Source organism: Collimonas arenae, from assembly GCF_000786695.1.
Taxonomy (GTDB): Bacteria; Pseudomonadota; Gammaproteobacteria; order Burkholderiales; family Burkholderiaceae_D; genus Collimonas; species Collimonas arenae_A.
In genome coordinates, this window is record NZ_CP009962.1 from 1,860,145 (window position 1) to 1,876,940 (window position 16,796).

Annotated in this window: 18 protein-coding genes; all 18 read left to right on the top strand. The window is 54.8% G+C overall.

The window, feature by feature from the left end:
* The first annotated feature begins 60 nt into the window (after window positions 1-60).
* The 18 genes from plsX (at window position 61) to recO (ending at window position 16,780) form a co-directional block, all read left to right on the top strand.
* On the top strand, window positions 61-1,176 hold the full coding sequence (gene plsX, locus LT85_RS08445) for a phosphate acyltransferase PlsX (RefSeq protein ID WP_038487412.1): 1,116 nt from the start codon (window positions 61-63) through the stop codon (window positions 1,174-1,176).
* The gene (locus tag LT85_RS08450) at window positions 1,173-2,159 is read left to right on the top strand and encodes a beta-ketoacyl-ACP synthase III (RefSeq protein WP_038487414.1); all 987 of its coding nucleotides are present in this window, start codon (window positions 1,173-1,175) and stop codon (window positions 2,157-2,159) included. The genes plsX and LT85_RS08450 overlap by 4 nt, the downstream gene beginning before the upstream one ends.
* A gap of 92 nt (window positions 2,160-2,251) precedes the next feature.
* Complete coding sequence (fabD, locus tag LT85_RS08455) at window positions 2,252-3,184, top strand: ACP S-malonyltransferase (RefSeq protein ID WP_038487417.1); 933 nt, start codon at window positions 2,252-2,254, stop codon at window positions 3,182-3,184.
* The gene (fabG, locus tag LT85_RS08460; protein ID WP_038487419.1) at window positions 3,181-3,951 is read left to right on the top strand and encodes a 3-oxoacyl-ACP reductase FabG; all 771 of its coding nucleotides are present in this window, start codon (window positions 3,181-3,183) and stop codon (window positions 3,949-3,951) included. The genes fabD and fabG overlap by 4 nt, the downstream gene beginning before the upstream one ends.
* A gap of 187 nt (window positions 3,952-4,138) precedes the next feature.
* Window positions 4,139-4,381, top strand: a complete 243-nt coding sequence (gene acpP / locus LT85_RS08465; protein ID WP_038487422.1) for an acyl carrier protein — start codon at window positions 4,139-4,141, stop codon at window positions 4,379-4,381.
* 30 nt (window positions 4,382-4,411) lie between these two features.
* Window positions 4,412-5,653, top strand: a complete 1,242-nt coding sequence (gene fabF, locus LT85_RS08470) for a beta-ketoacyl-ACP synthase II (protein WP_038487425.1) — start codon at window positions 4,412-4,414, stop codon at window positions 5,651-5,653.
* Between the two features lie 69 nt (window positions 5,654-5,722).
* A complete protein-coding gene (locus LT85_RS08475; RefSeq protein ID WP_253273694.1) occupies window positions 5,723-6,250 on the top strand; it encodes a flagellar hook-length control protein in 528 nt (175 codons plus the stop codon).
* 81 nt (window positions 6,251-6,331) lie between these two features.
* A complete protein-coding gene (gene rpoE, locus LT85_RS08480) occupies window positions 6,332-6,934 on the top strand; it encodes an RNA polymerase sigma factor RpoE (RefSeq protein WP_038487427.1) in 603 nt (200 codons plus the stop codon).
* Between the two features lie 67 nt (window positions 6,935-7,001).
* Window positions 7,002-7,643, top strand: coding sequence for a sigma-E factor negative regulatory protein (locus LT85_RS08485; RefSeq protein WP_038487429.1), 642 nt, complete (start codon window positions 7,002-7,004; stop codon window positions 7,641-7,643).
* 55 nt (window positions 7,644-7,698) lie between these two features.
* Window positions 7,699-8,697 carry a MucB/RseB C-terminal domain-containing protein gene (locus LT85_RS08490; RefSeq protein WP_253273695.1) on the top strand — a complete coding sequence of 333 codons (999 nt, stop codon included), beginning with the start codon at window positions 7,699-7,701 and terminating at the stop codon, window positions 8,695-8,697.
* A 51-nt stretch (window positions 8,698-8,748) separates the two neighbouring features.
* Entirely contained in the window at window positions 8,749-10,203 is a 1,455-nt protein-coding gene (locus tag LT85_RS08495) for a DegQ family serine endoprotease (protein WP_437177295.1), read from the top strand.
* Between the two features lie 107 nt (window positions 10,204-10,310).
* The gene (locus tag LT85_RS08500) at window positions 10,311-10,583 is read left to right on the top strand and encodes a glutaredoxin family protein (protein ID WP_038487434.1); all 273 of its coding nucleotides are present in this window, start codon (window positions 10,311-10,313) and stop codon (window positions 10,581-10,583) included.
* A 201-nt stretch (window positions 10,584-10,784) separates the two neighbouring features.
* The gene (gene lepA / locus LT85_RS08505; protein ID WP_038487437.1) at window positions 10,785-12,578 is read left to right on the top strand and encodes a translation elongation factor 4; all 1,794 of its coding nucleotides are present in this window, start codon (window positions 10,785-10,787) and stop codon (window positions 12,576-12,578) included.
* Window positions 12,575-13,492 carry a signal peptidase I gene (gene lepB, locus LT85_RS08510; protein WP_038487440.1) on the top strand — a complete coding sequence of 306 codons (918 nt, stop codon included), beginning with the start codon at window positions 12,575-12,577 and terminating at the stop codon, window positions 13,490-13,492. Before lepA ends, lepB begins: the two co-directional genes overlap by 4 nt.
* A 39-nt stretch (window positions 13,493-13,531) precedes the next feature.
* Complete coding sequence (locus tag LT85_RS08515) at window positions 13,532-13,900, top strand: DUF4845 domain-containing protein (protein WP_038487443.1); 369 nt, start codon at window positions 13,532-13,534, stop codon at window positions 13,898-13,900.
* A gap of 50 nt (window positions 13,901-13,950) precedes the next feature.
* A complete protein-coding gene (rnc, locus tag LT85_RS08520; protein WP_038487447.1) occupies window positions 13,951-14,985 on the top strand; it encodes a ribonuclease III in 1,035 nt (344 codons plus the stop codon).
* Window positions 14,982-15,908 carry a GTPase Era gene (gene era, locus LT85_RS08525; RefSeq protein ID WP_038487450.1) on the top strand — a complete coding sequence of 309 codons (927 nt, stop codon included), beginning with the start codon at window positions 14,982-14,984 and terminating at the stop codon, window positions 15,906-15,908. The genes rnc and era overlap by 4 nt, the downstream gene beginning before the upstream one ends.
* Window positions 15,909-15,940: 32 nt before the next feature.
* Window positions 15,941-16,780, top strand: coding sequence for a DNA repair protein RecO (gene recO / locus LT85_RS08530; protein ID WP_038487453.1), 840 nt, complete (start codon window positions 15,941-15,943; stop codon window positions 16,778-16,780).
* The last annotated feature ends 16 nt before the right edge of the window (window positions 16,781-16,796 follow it).

The following is a 16,796-nucleotide window of genomic DNA, read 5'->3' on the forward strand; positions in this document are numbered from 1 at the left end:
TTGAATCGCGCTCAATCTGCCTCATAATGTCGGGGTTAGAGTAGGCACTGAATCAAAACAATGACAATTAAAATTTCTATTGACTGTATGGGTGGCGATCATGGCCCATCGGTTACCGTACCAGCCGCTGTTTCATTCGCCAATCGCCAGCCTGAGGCTGAGCTGGTATTGGTCGGTCTCGAAGATGAAATCCGGGCCCAGCTGAAAAAGCACAAGGCCGGCACCCATCCGCGGCTGACGGTACTGCATGCATCCGAAGTGGTGACGATGAACGACTCCATCGAAACTGCATTGCGCAGAAAAAAAGACTCCTCGATGCGTGTTGCCCTGCGTCTGGTCAAGGACGAGCAGGTGCAGGCTTGCGTCTCAGCCGGTAACACTGGCGCCTTGATGGCGGTTTCCCGCTATTTGCTCAAAACCTTGCATGGCGTAGACCGCCCGGCGATCTGCACGCTGCTGCCGAATCAAAAAGACCGCCCGACCTACATGCTCGACCTAGGCGCGAACGTCGATTGCGAACCGCAGCATTTGCATCAGTTCGCCTTGATGGGGTCGGCGCTGGTATCGGCCATGGAAGGCAAGCCGCGGCCGACTATCGGTTTGTTGAATGTCGGCGAAGAAGATATCAAGGGTAACGAGGTGGTCAAGCAGACCGCTGAATTGCTGCGAGCGGATCACGAAAAAGGCATTTTGAATTTCTACGGCAATGTCGAAGGCAACGACATTTACGAAGGTACTACCGATATCGTTGTTTGCGACGGTTTCGTGGGCAATGTCACGCTCAAGGCGTCTGAAGGGCTGGGGCGCTTCGTCAAGACCGTATTGACCACCGAATTCAAAAGCGGCATTCTCAACATGCTGGGGGCTGTCATTGCAACCGGCGCCATCAAGGCCATTTCGCGCCGCCTTAATCCTTCACGTTATAACGGCGCCAGCTTGCTCGGCTTGCGCGGGCTGGTTTTCAAGAGTCATGGCGGCGCCGACGCCTATGGCTACGAATGGGCCATACAGCGCGCATTCGACGCAGCCAAATATGATGTATTGTCTCGTATTGCAACCACGATTGCGGAGCTGATGCCGCAAGCCGATGCTGCGCCTAGGGCTGCCGAAGCAGGCGCGGGTGAGGGTGCCGGTGAAATCGTCAATACTGAATCAACCCAACAAAAGACAGCATGACTACATTTAGCAAAATTGTCGGTACGGGCAGCTATTTGCCGCCGAAGCGGGTGAGCAATCAAGAGCTCACCGAGCAGCTCGCTGCGAAGGGAATTGAAACATCCCACGAATGGATTTTTTCGCGCAGCGGCATCGCTGCACGCCACTATGCTGAAGCCGATGTGCAATCGAGTGATCTCGCTGTCGCGGCAGCGAAGCAGGCGCTGGATATGGCGCACATGCAAGCTGACGATATCGATTTGATTATCGTCGCTACCTCGACGCCGGATTACTTCGGTGGCTTTCCTAGCACTGCCTGCGTTGTGCAGCAAAAGCTTGGCATTACCACCGGCGGCGCAGCATTTGACGTGCAGGCCGTCTGCAGCGGGTTTGTCTACGCGGTATCGATAGCTGACAGTTTTATCAAATCCGGCGCACATAAAAATGTGCTGGTGATCGGCACTGAGGTTTTTTCGCGGATCCTGAATTTCGAAGATCGCACCACTTGCGTGCTGTTTGGCGACGGCGCTGGCGCGGTAATCATGAGCGGCTCAGCCGAGCCTGGCATCCTGGCCACCAAGTTGCATGCAGATGGCCGCTATAAAGATATTCTTTGCGTGCCAGGCAAGGTGAGTTCGGGCGTAGTCGAGGGTAGTGCTTTCTTGTACATGGACGGCCAGGCGGTATTCAAGCTGGCGGTCTCGGTGCTGGAAAAGGTCGCCAACGAAGCGCTGCAAATCGCCGGCATGGCGGCGTCCGAGATCGACTGGCTGATCCCGCATCAGGCCAATATCCGCATTATGCAGAGCACCGCCCGCAAGCTGGGGCTGGATAATGAACGCATGGTGGTGACGGTCGATCAGCACGGCAATACGTCGGCGGCATCGATTCCACTGGCGCTGGACAACGCGGTGCGCGATGGCCGTGTCAAGCCTGGACAGAATGTCATGATGGAAGGTGTCGGCGGCGGCTTCACCTGGGGCGCCATCCTGGCGCGCATGTAAGCACATTGCCGCGTACACGACAGGTAGCGCTTTAACCGCCGGCATCTTCCGGCGTGTTGTCGAATAATAAAATTGATACCCATAGGTAAGGCATGAATAAATTCGCATTCGTTTTCCCGGGCCAGGGTTCGCAGGCCGTTGGCATGTTGAACGGTTTCGCCAATAACCCGGTAGTAAAAGACACGGTTGCAGAGGCTTCTGAGGCGCTGCAGTTTGATCTTGGCAAGTTGATTGCCGAGGGACCGAAAGAAGAGCTGGACCTGACCACTAATACGCAGCCGGTCATGCTGACTGCGGCGGTTGCCTGCTATCGCGCCTGGTTGGCGGCGGGCGGTAAAGCGCCGGCGCTGGTGGCTGGCCATAGCCTGGGCGAGTATTCGGCGTTGGTCGCCGCAGGCGTGATCGCCTTCAAGGATGCCGTGCCGCTGGTGCGTTTTCGTGCGCAGGCTATGCAGCAAGCGGTCCCTGTCGGACAGGGCGGCATGGCGGTGGTTCTGGGGTTGTCGGATGATGACGTGCGTGCAGTCTGTCTGGCTGCCGCGCAGGGTGAAGTCGTCGAAGCGGTGAATTTCAATGCGCCTGCGCAGGTGGTGATTGCCGGGCACAAGGGCGCAATTGAGCGCGCTTGTGCGGCGGCGAAAGAAAAAGGTGCAAAGCGTGCCTTGCTATTGCCGGTATCGGCCCCATTTCATTCCTCGCTGTTGAAGCCGGCCTCGGATCGTCTGCGTGATTACATGCAAGACCTGGTGTTTTCGGCGCCGCAGATTGCGTTGATCAATAATGTCGATGTCGCTATCGTCAGTGATCCGCAGGCTATCAAGGATGCGCTGGTACGGCAGGCGGCAAGCCCGGTGCGTTGGGTGGAAACGGTACAGAAAATTGCCGCCGAGGGCGTCACGCATGTCATTGAATGCGGCCCAGGCAAGGTTCTTGCTGGTTTGACCAAGCGTATTAATGACAGCCTGATCAGCGACATGATTCTCGATCAGGCATCGCTGGATAAGATGTTGGAGACATTCAAGTGACTTTACAGAATACAGTAGTACAAGACCTAATCGGCCAGGTGGCCTTGGTTACCGGCGCCTCGCGCGGCATCGGTCGTGCAATCGCGCTGGAATTGCTCAAGCGCGGAGCCAAGGTGATCGGCACCGCGACCTCGGACGCCGGCGCAGCCGCCATTACGGAATACATGCAGGCAGGTCAGTCTGGCAGCGGTCGAGGTATTGTCCTGAACGTCAATGACGTTGCAGGTTGTGCCGCAGCAGTAGAGTTGACGCAGAAAGAATTTGGCGGTTTGTCAATTCTTGTCAATAATGCAGGCATTACCCAGGATCAGCTGGCAATGCGCATGAAGGACGAAGAGTGGGATGCCGTGATTGCCACCAACCTGACCGCCGTTGCACGTTTGTCGCGAGCGGTCTTGCGTGGCATGATGAAGGCCAAGGCTGGTCGCATCATTAACATTACTTCGGTGGTCGGTTCGGCAGGCAATCCTGGCCAAATGAATTATGCAGCGGCCAAAGCTGGTGTTTCCGGCATGAGTCGGGCGCTGGCGCGCGAGATCGGCAGCCGCAATATCACGGTCAATTGCGTCGCCCCGGGCTTTATCGATACTGACATGACCAAGGACTTGGGTGAGCAGCAAACCGCTGCTTTGTTGCAACAGATCCCATTGGGGCGCCTGGGTGCGGCAGAGGATATTGCTGCGGCAGTGGCTTTCCTGGCATCGCCGCAAGCCGGCTATATCACAGGCACTACTTTGCACGTGAATGGCGGCATGTACATGAGTTAGGCCGGGATTTTCAGGCTTTTTCCAGTGGCTTGATCCAGGCTTGTTTTAGAGTTGAATGTAAGTAGTAGTTATTTAGAAGCTTTTGACTTGGTTTTGTTAAATATTAAAGACTAATGTCGAAAGTAAATTTTCAATGCGCAAACCTGCTAAAATGCGCGCACTTTCTGTAACCTAATGGAGGCATCACATGTCCGATATCGAACAACGCGTTAAAAAAATCGTCGCTGAGCAACTGGGCGTCGCAGAAGCTGACATCAAGATCGAGTCGTCGTTTGTCAACGATCTGGGTGCTGATTCGCTCGACACCGTTGAATTGGTGATGGCACTGGAAGATGAGTTCGAAATGGAAATCCCTGACGAACAAGCTGAAAAGATCACTACAGTGCAACAAGCAATTGATTACGCTAAGGCCCACGTCAAGGCAGCCTAAGCACGCTTTGAATGTATCCAGGAGAACCGCTTGAGCCGCACACGTGAACGCCGCGTTGTGATAACCGGCCTGGGTTGCATTTCACCGGTCGGCAATACTATTGCCGATGCGTGGAGCGCAATTATCTCAGGCAAATCGGGTATCGCAACCATCACCAAGTTTGACGCCACTGCTTTTTCCACGCGCTTTGCGGGAGAAGTGAAGGGCTTCAATATCGAAGATTACATTCCGGCCAAAGAAGCACGGCATATGGATACGTTTATCCATTATGGCATGGCGGCGGGAATGCAGGCGATGCAAGATAGTGGCCTGGAAGTAACTGAAGCTAATGCTGAGCGGATAGGCGTCATCATCGGCTCCGGCATTGGTGGCTTGCCTTTGATCGAAGAAACACATGCCGAACTGACTAACCGCGGCCCGCGCCGCATCAGTCCGTTCTTCATCCCGGCATCGATCATCAACATGATTTCCGGCAATCTATCGATCAAATACGGTCTGAAAGGACCGAATCTGGCGATTGTGACTGCTTGTACTACCGGCTTGCATTGTATCGGTGCGGCCGGCCGCATGATTCAGTACGGCGATGCCGATGTGATGATTGCAGGTGGCGCGGAATCCAGCGTGTCGCCGCTGGGCGTCGGCGGTTTTGCATCGGCACGCGCCTTATCGTCGCGTAATGATGATCCCGCTACCGCTTCCCGTCCTTGGGACAAGGATCGGGACGGTTTCGTCCTGGGCGAGGGCGCCGGCGTGCTGGTGCTCGAAGAATACGAGCATGCCAAGGCGCGTGGCGCCAAAATCTATGCGGAATTGCTCGGCTTCGGCATGAGCGGCGATGCTTATCACATGACGGCGCCAAGCCTCGATGGCCCACGCCGTTGCGTTGGCAGTGCCTTGCGCGATGCAGGCGTCAATGCCGACCAGGTGCAGTACCTGAACGCGCATGGCACGTCGACTGGCTTGGGCGACAAAAATGAAACAGATGCCATCAAGGCAGCTTTTGGCGATCACGCCTATAAGCTGGTGGTGAATTCCACCAAATCGATGACCGGGCATTTGTTGGGTGGTGCAGGTGGTTTGGAGTCGGTATTCACTGTACTGGCTTTGCACAATCAGATTTCCCCGCCAACCACCAATATCTTCAATCAGGATCCTGAGTGCGATCTTGATTACTGCGCAAATACAGCACGGGATATGAAGATCGACATCGCAGTCAAAAACTCATTCGGCTTTGGCGGCACGAATGGCACTCTGGTTTTTGGCAAAATTTAAACTTTTGCAGCTGTGCTTTGAACCGGTCTCCCTGGCGACCGGTTCAAAATTCGTTTCAAGTTAGCTGTCATGTCGATTGCTCTCTCCGCTGTTATCAAGCCATCCAGGCTGTTGTTTGTCCTGGTAGTAGTTGAATGCACGCTGGTTGGACTGATCGGTGCATTGATAGCATGCGGTATTGTAGGCAATTTGCTATTGCCTGAACGTCTGGCTCTGGCCACACTATGCGTGCTGGCAGCGGCTTATGGCATGCTGCGCTACTATCGAGACCGGCGCACAATTCAAATTGATGTTTCCGGCACCGGCCAAATTCAGATTGCTGAAATTGCCAAGCCAGTTGCTATAAATGCAAATCAGGTCTCGGCACCGATGTTGATGCCGGCACAATTGCTACAAGGGACCACCATCTGGTCACATTTACTGTTGCTGCGCCTTCGATTGGCTAGCGGCTCAGTCCGAACAATCGCTATACTGCCTGATTGTGTTTCTAAAGATTCCTTTAGAGTTTTGTCCGTGGCGTGCCGCTGGATAGCGGCGCATGCGAACCGTAAGAACGGCGCGGACAAAGCAGGGGTCACCGGATTGGCTAATGAATAAGCTTTTCATTGAACTTATGCTATTGCTTACTATCTATGTCCGGACCCGTATGCACGTCGCAACAAAACAAGGGAATGGGGATTGACGACAGAACGCGAAATTGATCAACTGCTTGTCGAACGCGTTCAGCGTGGCGATAAGAAGGCGTTCGAGCTGCTGGTTATCAAATACCAACGAAAGCTAATGCGTCTTGTTTCGCGGCTGGTGCGCGATCAGGCAGAAGCTGAGGATGTTGTGCAGGAAGCTTTTATCAAGGCTTACCGTGCACTGCCTCAGTTCAGGGGCGACTCGGCCTTTTACACCTGGCTGTATCGCATTGGCATCAATACTGCCAAGAATTATTTGGTGACCCAGGGCCGCAGGGCGCCTACTTCAACTGAAGCAAATTCAGAAGAAGCAGAAACTTTTGACGACGGCGAGCAACTAAGGGATATAAACACTCCGGAATCTTTGCTGGCCACCAGGCAGATAGCACAAACCGTGAATACTGCAATGGAGGCTTTGCCGGCAGAGTTGCGTACGGCGATCACCTTGCGCGAAATCGAGGGTTTGAGCTATGACGAAATTGCTGAGGCGATGGGGTGTCCAATAGGTACGGTACGCAGTCGGATATTTAGGGCACGGGAAGCTATCGCAGATAAGTTGAGGCCATTGCTGGGTACGGCCATCGACAAACGTTGGTAAAAACGTTGTTAAAAAACAGATAGTGGTTTTTCGGGAACGAAGGGGTTGGCCAGGTTTAAGGTGACTTATGAATACCAAAGATATGACCCAAGAGCAGATCTCTGCCTTGGCTGATGGGGAGTTATCCAGTGCTTATGTGGATATGGCGCTGGCGGCCTTGCGTCAAGCAGACGGCCGCGATACATGGGATGTCTATCATCAGATAGGCGATATCATGCGTTCGGACGACATGGCGCTGACTATGAGTGCGGGCTTTTCCACGCGCATGTCGGCGTTGTTGGATGCTGAGCCGGCGATCATTGCCGCACCTCTGGCCGTCGCCGTGCAGCCTTCTGAGCAAATCGCTGTCGGTGGCGGCCAGCCTGTGTATGTCAATGTGATAGGCGGCAGGCGCAGTATCAAGCGGTTTGCCCTTCCCGGCATGGCTGCCGCCGCGGTGGCTGCTGCTGCATTCATCATCTCGCCGCAACTGGCCATGGTGAGTGGTACGGCCCCGGCACCGACACCGACGTCTGCTGTGGTGGCAACGCCGCAACTGGCCCTTGCATCCTCTGCTGGCGACGTTCGTGTCATGACGCATGCCGGAGAAGTGTTGCGTGATTCGCGAATGGATGAATATCTGTCGGCGCATCAGCGTTTCTCTCCATCCCTTTATAGCGCTGCGCAATACGCACGGCCAGCCAAATTTGCGCCTGATGCTGATAATTAATATGCGGCAGACGCGAGCGCAGACGCGATTTTTGCTGGGAGTTTTACTGTCGTTCATGATAGTGCTTTCCGCCCAGGCGGAAGGTTTGGATGCCGGAAATACGGCGGCAAATGCCGCCGACAAGCAGGATGCGCAGGCTTTACTGAAAAAAATTCAGTCGGCGGCGCAAAAACTGAATTATTCCGGCACCTTCATTTACCAACAGGCGAACCAGATACGTACGTCGCGTATTACGCATGTGCTCGAAGGCCGCAATGAAATAGAAAAACTGGAAATCCTCGACGGTCAGCCGCGCGAGTATATCCGGCGCAATGAAGATGTGACCGGCTATATGCCGGAGACTAAAACCAAGATAGTCGAGAAGCGCGTCACCCAGGACGGTTTTCCTGCCATCCTGGCGGCGCTGCCGTCTGACCTGAACGATTACTACAATATAAGAATGGGTGAAATCGGGCGCGTTGCCGGTTTCGATTGCCAGGCTGTGTTGTTGGAGCCGAAGGACAATATGCGCTACGGCTACAAGCTGTGGGCGGAAAAGAATTCCGGCTTGCTGTTGCGCGCGCAGACCTTGAACGGCAAGAATGAAATCATCGAACAGATTTCGTTCACCCAGATTGGCATAGGCAATGTTGATCATCGCAGTCTGAAGCCGAGTTTTGGTAATACCAATACTTGGCACACAGAAAGCAATGTCATCAATCCGGCCAATCTGAATGAGTGGACCGTGACCGGCATGCCTGCCGGTTTCAAGAAAGTACGCGAGCTCAAGCGCATGGTGGTGGATGCACCGCCTCCGGCAGCCAAGAGTGGCGCCAGCGCACCGGCGCCTGCGGCGCGACGAGAGGTGTCGCAACTGATTTTTTCGGATGGGCTGGTGGCGATTTCGATCTTTATCGAACCGGGTAGCCAAAGTCGTACCGAGGGTTCCTTGCAGCAGGGAGCACTGAATATCGTTGGCAAGCGGCAGGGAGATTATTGGTTAACGATTGTTGGCGACGTGCCGCCGGCAGCGATGCGACAGGTGGCGAATTCGATTGAACTCAAAAACAAATAAAACTTTATGTCTATGAAAATGCTTGGACCGGTTCGTGGCGTTTTATCTGCAATGGCAGTCACTGCGACTGCCGCTTTTTTTGTTCCTGCAATGGTTGGTGTCGGACCCCAGGCAGTCGCCGCCCCAGTGGCCGGCTTGCCGGATTTTACCGATATCGTTGAAAAAACCGGTCCTGCCGTAGTCAATATCCGCACCACTGAAAAGGTCAAGACCGGTTCCGGCCAAGGCGATTCCGGCGACCCTAGCGACGACGAGATGCAGGAATTTTTCCGTCGTTTTTTCGGTGTTCCGGTTCCTAATATGCCGCGTCCGCAAGTTCCCGGTCAGCGCGGCCGCAAGGCTGATCCCAAGGCACAGGAAGAAGTGCCGCGCGGGGTTGGTTCCGGCTTCGTGATTTCGGCCGACGGTTATGTGATGACCAATGCGCATGTGATCGACGGCGCCAGTGAAGTCTATGTCACCCTAACCGACAAGCGTGAATTCAAGGCCAAGGTGATCGGCGCCGATACCCGCAGCGATGTGGCGCTGTTGAAAATCGACGGCGCCAATTTGCCGCGCCTGGTAATGGGCGATTCCGACAAGATCAAGGCCGGCGAATGGGTGCTGGCGATCGGTTCGCCGTTCGGCCTGGAAAACACCGTTACGGCCGGCATCATTTCGGCCAAAGCACGCGATACCGGCGACTACCTGCCGCTGATTCAAACCGATGTCGCCGTGAACCCCGGAAATTCCGGCGGTCCGCTGATTAATATGCGCGGCGAAGTGGTCGGCATCAATTCGCAAATCTACAGCCGTTCCGGCGGCTTCATGGGGATTTCGTTTGCAGTGCCTATCGACGAGGCGATGCGCGTGTCGGACCAGCTGAAAACCTCGGGCAAGGTTACCCGCGGCCGTATCGGCGTGCAAATCGGCGAGGTCACCAAGGATGTGGCTGAGTCGCTCGGCTTGCCGAAGGCTGAAGGCGCGCTGGTGGCCCGGGTCGAGCCGGATGGTCCTGCCGCCAAGGCGGGCTTGCAGGCTGGCGACATCATCTTGAAATTCAATGGTACCGCGATTGACAAGGCCAACGATTTGCCGCGTCTGGTCGGCAACACCAAGCCCGGCGCGCGCGGCACCATCAGTGTCTGGCGCAAGGGTAGCAGCCGCGACTTCCCGATTGTGATTACGGAGCTGGCTGCTGACAAAGTCGCCACGGATGATGATGCCAAGCCGAAGAAGGAGCAGCAGGTCGCGAATGCACTTGGCCTGATCGTCAGCGATTTGAACGACGCCAAGAAGAAAGAGCTGGGCGTGGATGGCGGGGTTCTGATCGAATCATCGGAAGGGAGCGCGGCGCGGGTCGGCTTGCGCGCCGGTGATGTGGTGCAGCGTTTGAACAATACCGATATCAAGGACGCCAAGCAATTCAACGCCCTGGTGGCCAAACTGGAGCCGAAGAAAATGGCTGTGCTATTGGTGCGCCGTGGCGAATCGTCGCAATTCGTACCATTGCGTCCGGGTAGTTGATTTAATCGGCGTTGTTTGTCAGAGGCTGCAGGTCGTCCGGATCTGCAGCTTTTTGTTTTCCAGGGCTGCTCTCGCTCTGTTTGATCGCCAGAAAATAACCTGAATCCATGTCGACCCCGCATTTCACTTTATATGGCCGCTCTTACTGCCACCTGTGCGAAGACATGTTGCAGGCGTTGTTGGCTTTGCGGCCAGTCGATGAAAAAGATGCCAGCTGGTTTGCCGTCGATGTGATCGATGTCGACGCCTATCCCGGGTTGGTGGCGAAGTACGATGAGTTGGTGCCTGTACTGATGGGCAACAAAGATGGACAAGAGGCAGTACAGCTTTGCCACTATTTTCTTGACGGGGAAGCGGTGAAGCGATTTTTAAACGACTGATTATTATATAATTAATAATAATTGCTGTGAATTTTCTATAACTGCCATGCGGCAACGTCTCAAGCCTTTGATTTGTCGGTTTTTCCCCTCTGAAATCCGGTAAAATGGCGGCACTGAATAACCTGTCATAAAAGGCGCTCGCCTGGGCGGCATTAGTGCTTAGCCCGGCTCAGAGCGCCTTTTTTGTAATCGCGTCTGTCAATGAACAACATCCGTAATTTCTCCATCATCGCCCATATCGACCACGGTAAATCTACCTTGGCGGACCGTATCATCCAGTCTTGCGGCGGCTTGTCCGATCGCGAAATGGAGGCGCAGGTACTCGACTCGATGGATATCGAGCGCGAGCGCGGCATCACGATCAAGGCCCAGACTGCGGCGCTATCGTACAAGGCGCTGGATGGGCAGATCTACAACCTGAACCTGATCGACACTCCGGGTCACGTCGACTTCAGCTATGAAGTCAGCCGTTCGCTGTCGGCCTGCGAAGGCGCGCTGCTGGTGGTCGATGCCTCGCAGGGTGTGGAAGCCCAGACCGTGGCCAACTGCTACACGGCGCTTGATCTCGGCGTGGAAGTGGTGCCGGTGCTTAACAAGATCGATTTGCCTTCCGCCGATCCTGATAATGCAATTGCTGAAATCGAAGACGTCATCGGCATCGATGCTCAGGATGCGGTGCATTGCTCAGCCAAGACGGGTCTTGGCGTGCGCGAAGTGCTGGAATCGCTGATTCTCAAAGTGCCGCCACCGAAAGGCGATCCAGGCGCTCCTTTGCAAGCGCTGATTGTCGATTCCTGGTTCGATAACTATGTCGGCGTCGTGATGCTGGTGCGGATCAAGAACGGCACGTTGCGTCCGAAAGACAAGATCCTGCTGATGGCCACCGGCTCTCAGCATCTGACGGAAAGCGTTGGTGTATTTACGCCTAAATCGCAGTCACGCGAATCGCTTTCCGCCGGTCAGGTCGGCTTCATCATCGCCGGCATCAAAGAATTGAAGGCAGCCAAGGTCGGCGATACAGTCACGCTGGCGTCCAAGCCCGCCGCCGAAGCGCTGCCCGGCTTTAAAGAAGTGCAGCCACAGGTGTTTGCCGGTTTATTCCCAGTCGAAGCCAATCAATATGATGCGTTGCGCGACTCGTTGGAAAAACTCAAGCTGAACGACGCTGCATTGCAATATGAGCCTGAAGTTTCGCAGGCGCTGGGCTTCGGTTTCCGTTGCGGCTTCCTCGGTTTGCTGCATATGGAAATCGTCCAGGAACGACTCGAGCGCGAGTTCGACATGGATCTGATTACCACTGCGCCTACCGTGATCTATGAAGTGGTGAAGCGCGACGGTACTGTCATGTTGGTGGATAACCCGTCCAAGATGCCGGATCCGTCCAATATCGAAGAAGTGCGTGAACCAATCGTCACCGTCAATTTGTATATGCCGCAAGAGTATGTGGGTTCGGTGATCACGCTGTGCACCCAGAAACGCGGCCAGCAGGTCGACATGAGTTACCACGGCAAACAGGTCAAGCTGACCTATGAAATCCCGATGGCCGAAGTGGTGCTCGATTTCTTCGATCGCCTGAAATCGACCTCGCGTGGCTACGCCTCGATGGATTACGAATTCAAGGAATACCGTTCTGCCGACGTGGTCAAGGTCGACATGCTGATCAACAGCGAAAAAGTCGACGCCCTGGCAATCATCGTCCATCGCGCCAACAGCCAGTACCGCGGCCGCGCCGTGGCTGCCAAGATGCGCGAACTGATTCCGCGCCAGATGTTTGATGTGGCTATCCAGGCGGCGATCGGCGCCAACATCATTTCACGTGAAAACGTCAAGGCGCTACGCAAGAACGTCCTGGCCAAGTGCTATGGCGGCGACATCAGCCGCAAACGCAAATTGCTGGAAAAGCAGAAGGCCGGTAAAAAACGTATGAAACAAGTGGGTTCCGTTGAGATCCCGCAAGAGGCATTCCTGGCAATTTTACAAGTGGATGAAAAATGACATTGCAATCAATCTTAGGAAATTTCGCATTAATCCTGTTTGTTTTAACGATTGTCACCGGCGTCATTTGGTTTTTTGACCGCTTCTATCTGAGCAAGCAACGGCGCGCCAAGGCCGACGCTGCGCTGGCCGAATTCGACGCGCGCAACGCCAAGCTGAGCGCGGATGGCATCAAGCTGGAAAACAGCGGACGCGCGGCGCTGGAAGCAGACCTGTTGCGCCAACCGACCTGGGTTGAATATTCGGGCAGTTTTTTCCCGGTGATCGCCATGGTCTTCTTTTTACGCTCGTTCCTGTACGAGCCATTCAAGATTCCTTCCAGTTCGATGGTGCCGACCTTGCTGGTGGGTGATCTGATCCTGGTGAATAAATTCACTTACGGTATCCGTCTGCCGATCATCAATAAAAAAGTGATCGAGATGAATCATCCGCAGCGCGGCGATGTGATGGTGTTCAAATATCCGAAGGATATGTCGCTCGACTACATCAAACGCGTGGTAGGGGTGCCCGGTGATAAAATAACTTACCAAAACAAGCGCTTAACAATTAATGGTCAAGCTCTTTCTTATGCGCCGTTGCCAGATTACCTGAATGAAGACAGTCTGGATTACTCCCAGCAATACACGGAGAACCTGTCAAATGTGCAACATACAATCGCAGTGCGTAGCAACCGGCCGCCGATTTCGCTGGAAGGCGTGATGGATTTTCCTAATAAGGATGCCTGTTCTTATAATCCGGAAGGTTTCACCTGTACAGTTCCTGCTGGAAATTATTTCATGATGGGGGATAATCGGGATAACAGCGAAGACAGCCGCTATTGGGGATTCGTACCGGATGAAAACATTGTCGGAAAGGCATTCCTGGTCTGGATGAATCTGGGTAATTTCAAACGTATCGGTACTTTTTTCAAGTAAATTTTATAAACTTTAACTAAGTCGAAAGCGGAGTCAGGGATGACAAGAATGTCCGGAGCACCACGGAAGCAGCAAGGCGTCACATTATTTGGCTTGATTGTAATTTTGGCGGTACTCGGCTGTATTGGTGTCTTGGTGGCGAAGGTGACGCCGACCACGATCGAGTATTTCTCGATCAAAAAGGCAATTGCCAGCGCCAGGACTGCGGGCACCACGGTGCAGGAAATCCAGAATGCGTTTAACAAGCAGGCTGAAGTGGGCTATATCGACGCGATCGCTGGCAAGGATCTGGATATCACCAAGAACGGCGACGATGTCCAGATCAGTTTTGCGTACCAGAAGAAAATCCCGCTGGTCGGGCCAGTCAGCCTGCTGATTGATTATGCCGGTAGTACCGCCAAGCCTTAAGGTAGTCGATTAACAGCAGCAGACGACGACAGCAAGTGTCGACGAAAAAAATGGATCTCATGTTATTGCAAAATCGGCTAGGCCACACGTTTAAAGATGCTAGCTTGCTACAGCAGGCCTTGACGCATCGCAGCCATAGCACCTTGCATAACGAACGGTTGGAGTTCCTCGGCGATTCGATCTTGAACTGCGTCGTCGCGTCTTTGTTGTTTGACCGCTATACCAAGATCGATGAAGGCGATTTGTCGCGCGTGCGGGCCAATCTGGTCAAGCAGCAATCGTTATATGAAATTGCGCAAAGGCTGGAATTGTCGCAGTTCCTGCGGCTGGGTGAAGGCGAGTTGAAGTCAGGCGGTTTCCGCCGGCCTTCTATCTTGGCCGATACGCTTGAAGCCTTGTTCGGTGCGATTTTCCTGGATGCCGGCTTCGATGCCGCACGGGATGTGATTCGCGCCCTGTATATTCCAATCCTTGATACGGTCGATCCCAAGACCTTGGGTAAGGATGCCAAGACCCTGTTGCAGGAATACCTGCAAGGGAAAAAAATCGCTTTGCCACAATATAACGTGGTGGCGACACACGGCGCTGCGCACAATCAGGAATTTGAAATTGAGTGCCTGGTGCCTAAACTGGATATCCAGGTGTTCGGCAGTGGCGGCAGCCGTCGCGCTGGCGAGCAAGCCGCAGCCAAGCTGGCGTTGGAAGCGGTGCAAAAATCCTTTGTCAAAGTACCCGGGGCAGCCAAAAAAGCCAAGCCGCGTACGGCGCAATTGAAACTGAGCGGCATTGCAACGATTCAGCCGGATGCGCCTGAAACGGCGGCGGATGAAGCCGTCGCAGCCAAACCGGCTGCAGCCAAGGAAAAAATTGTCGCTGAAGCGCCGCCGGCAAAGATTGCCGCTAAAGCCCATGTGACGGCGCATGTCGCGACGGCCAATGGTGGTGCTGAAACAGCCGCCGCACCAAAGCCAGGTTCTACTGCAACAGAAGCCGTCGAAACCGTTGTTGCGGCAGCCAACGCTGCCGCAGCTGTAACTACCCCTAATGCAACACCTCATACTACGAGTAAATCGAAAACCGCATGACAGACTCTACACCCCAGGCATCGACCGCAGCAACGCCGGCAGCTGATTTTCGTTGCGGCTACATAGCGATTGTCGGTCGCCCCAACGTAGGCAAGTCGACCCTGATGAACGAACTGATCGGGGCCAAGGTCAGCATTACCTCGCGCAAGGCGCAAACCACACGGCACCGGATCACAGGCATTCAGACCGTGGCCGATACACAATTCGTCTATGTCGATACGCCGGGTTTCCAGACGCGTCACTCGAATGCGCTGAACAAGACGCTGAATCGCACCGTGACCACCACGCTGACCGCGGCCGACGTCATCCTGTACATTATCGAAGCCGGTACCTTCGGCCCGGCCGACCAGCAGGTAATGGCTTTGTTACCCGCCAACGTGCCTTGCATCCTGGTCATCAACAAGTCGGACCGCGTCAAGGACAAGGCCGTGCTGCTGCCGTTTGCCCAGAAAATCGCCGCCATGCGTGACTTCGCGGCAGTGGTGCCGGTCTCGGCCAAGCTGCGTTTCCAGCTGGATAACCTGCAAGGCGAAATCCGCAAGCACCTGCCGGAAAATCCGCCGATGTTCGGTGAAGACGACATTACCGACCGTAGCGAGAAATTCCTCGCAGCTGAAATCGTTCGTGAAAAAGTTTTCCGTTTTGTCGGCGATGAACTGCCTTACACCAGTACCGTCCTGATCGAGAAATTCGAGCTGGAAGGTGATCTGCGTCGTGTGTTTGCGGCGATCCTGGTGGAGCGCGATACCCACAAATCCATGGTGATCGGCCAGAAGGGCGCGCGCCTCAAGGATATTTCCACCCAGGCGCGGCTCGACATGGAGCGCTTGTTCGGCGGTCCGGTCTATCTGGAAATCTGGGTCAAGGTTAAATCCGGCTGGGCCGACAACGAAGCGGGATTGCGCGCCTACGGCTACGAGTAAATCGTCCGAAACCCACGCAACCTGACGCCCACATGAATGCGATCATCGCTGATGCAGAGCAAGCGCTGCCGGAAGATGCCGCTGTCCTGATCAGCGTTGCTCCCGGCCCTGCTGCTACTGCTGCCGTCGTTCCCAAGCGACGGGCGCGGATACCGGAAAAAGATACGCGTGTCACTGCACAGCCCGGGTTCGTACTGCACAGCTATCCGCACCGCGAAACCAGCCTCATCATCGATGTTTTCACCCGCGATTACGGCCGCATCGCGCTGGTCGCCAAAGGCGCCAAGCGTCCGATGTCAAAGTTGCGCGGCGTTCTGCAAACCTTCCAGCCGTTGTCGCTGAGTTGGAGCGGCAAATCAGAAATCCGTACCTTGATCGCGGCCGAATGGGTTGGCGGTCTGCTGCCGCTGGAAAAATCGGCGCTGCTGTGTGGTTTCTACCTGAATGAACTGCTGGTGAAACTGGTCGCGCGTGATGATCCGCATGTTGCCTTGTTCAATCATTACGTCACAACCCTTAATCAGCTGGCCCATCTGGAGCCGGCGCCTATTGTGCTGCGCCAGTTCGAAAGAGCGCTGCTCAAGCAGACCGGAGTTGCCGGCGATTTCACGCGTTGTACCAGTAGCCGCCAGCCTGTCGATCCAGCCGAAAGCTACGTGGTCGATCCTGAGCGCGGGCCACGCGTTGCACGAGCAGCCGATTCCTGGCCCCGGGTTTCCGGCAAGACTCTGCTGGACATGGAGCAGGAAGATTACAGCGATGTCGCTACGCAGGCGCAAAGCAAGGTGCTGATGCGCTTCTTGCTGGCCCATCATCTGGGTGGCGCGCCATTGAACACACGCCAGATCCTGATTGACCTGATGCAGTTGTAATTTATTTAATAAACTA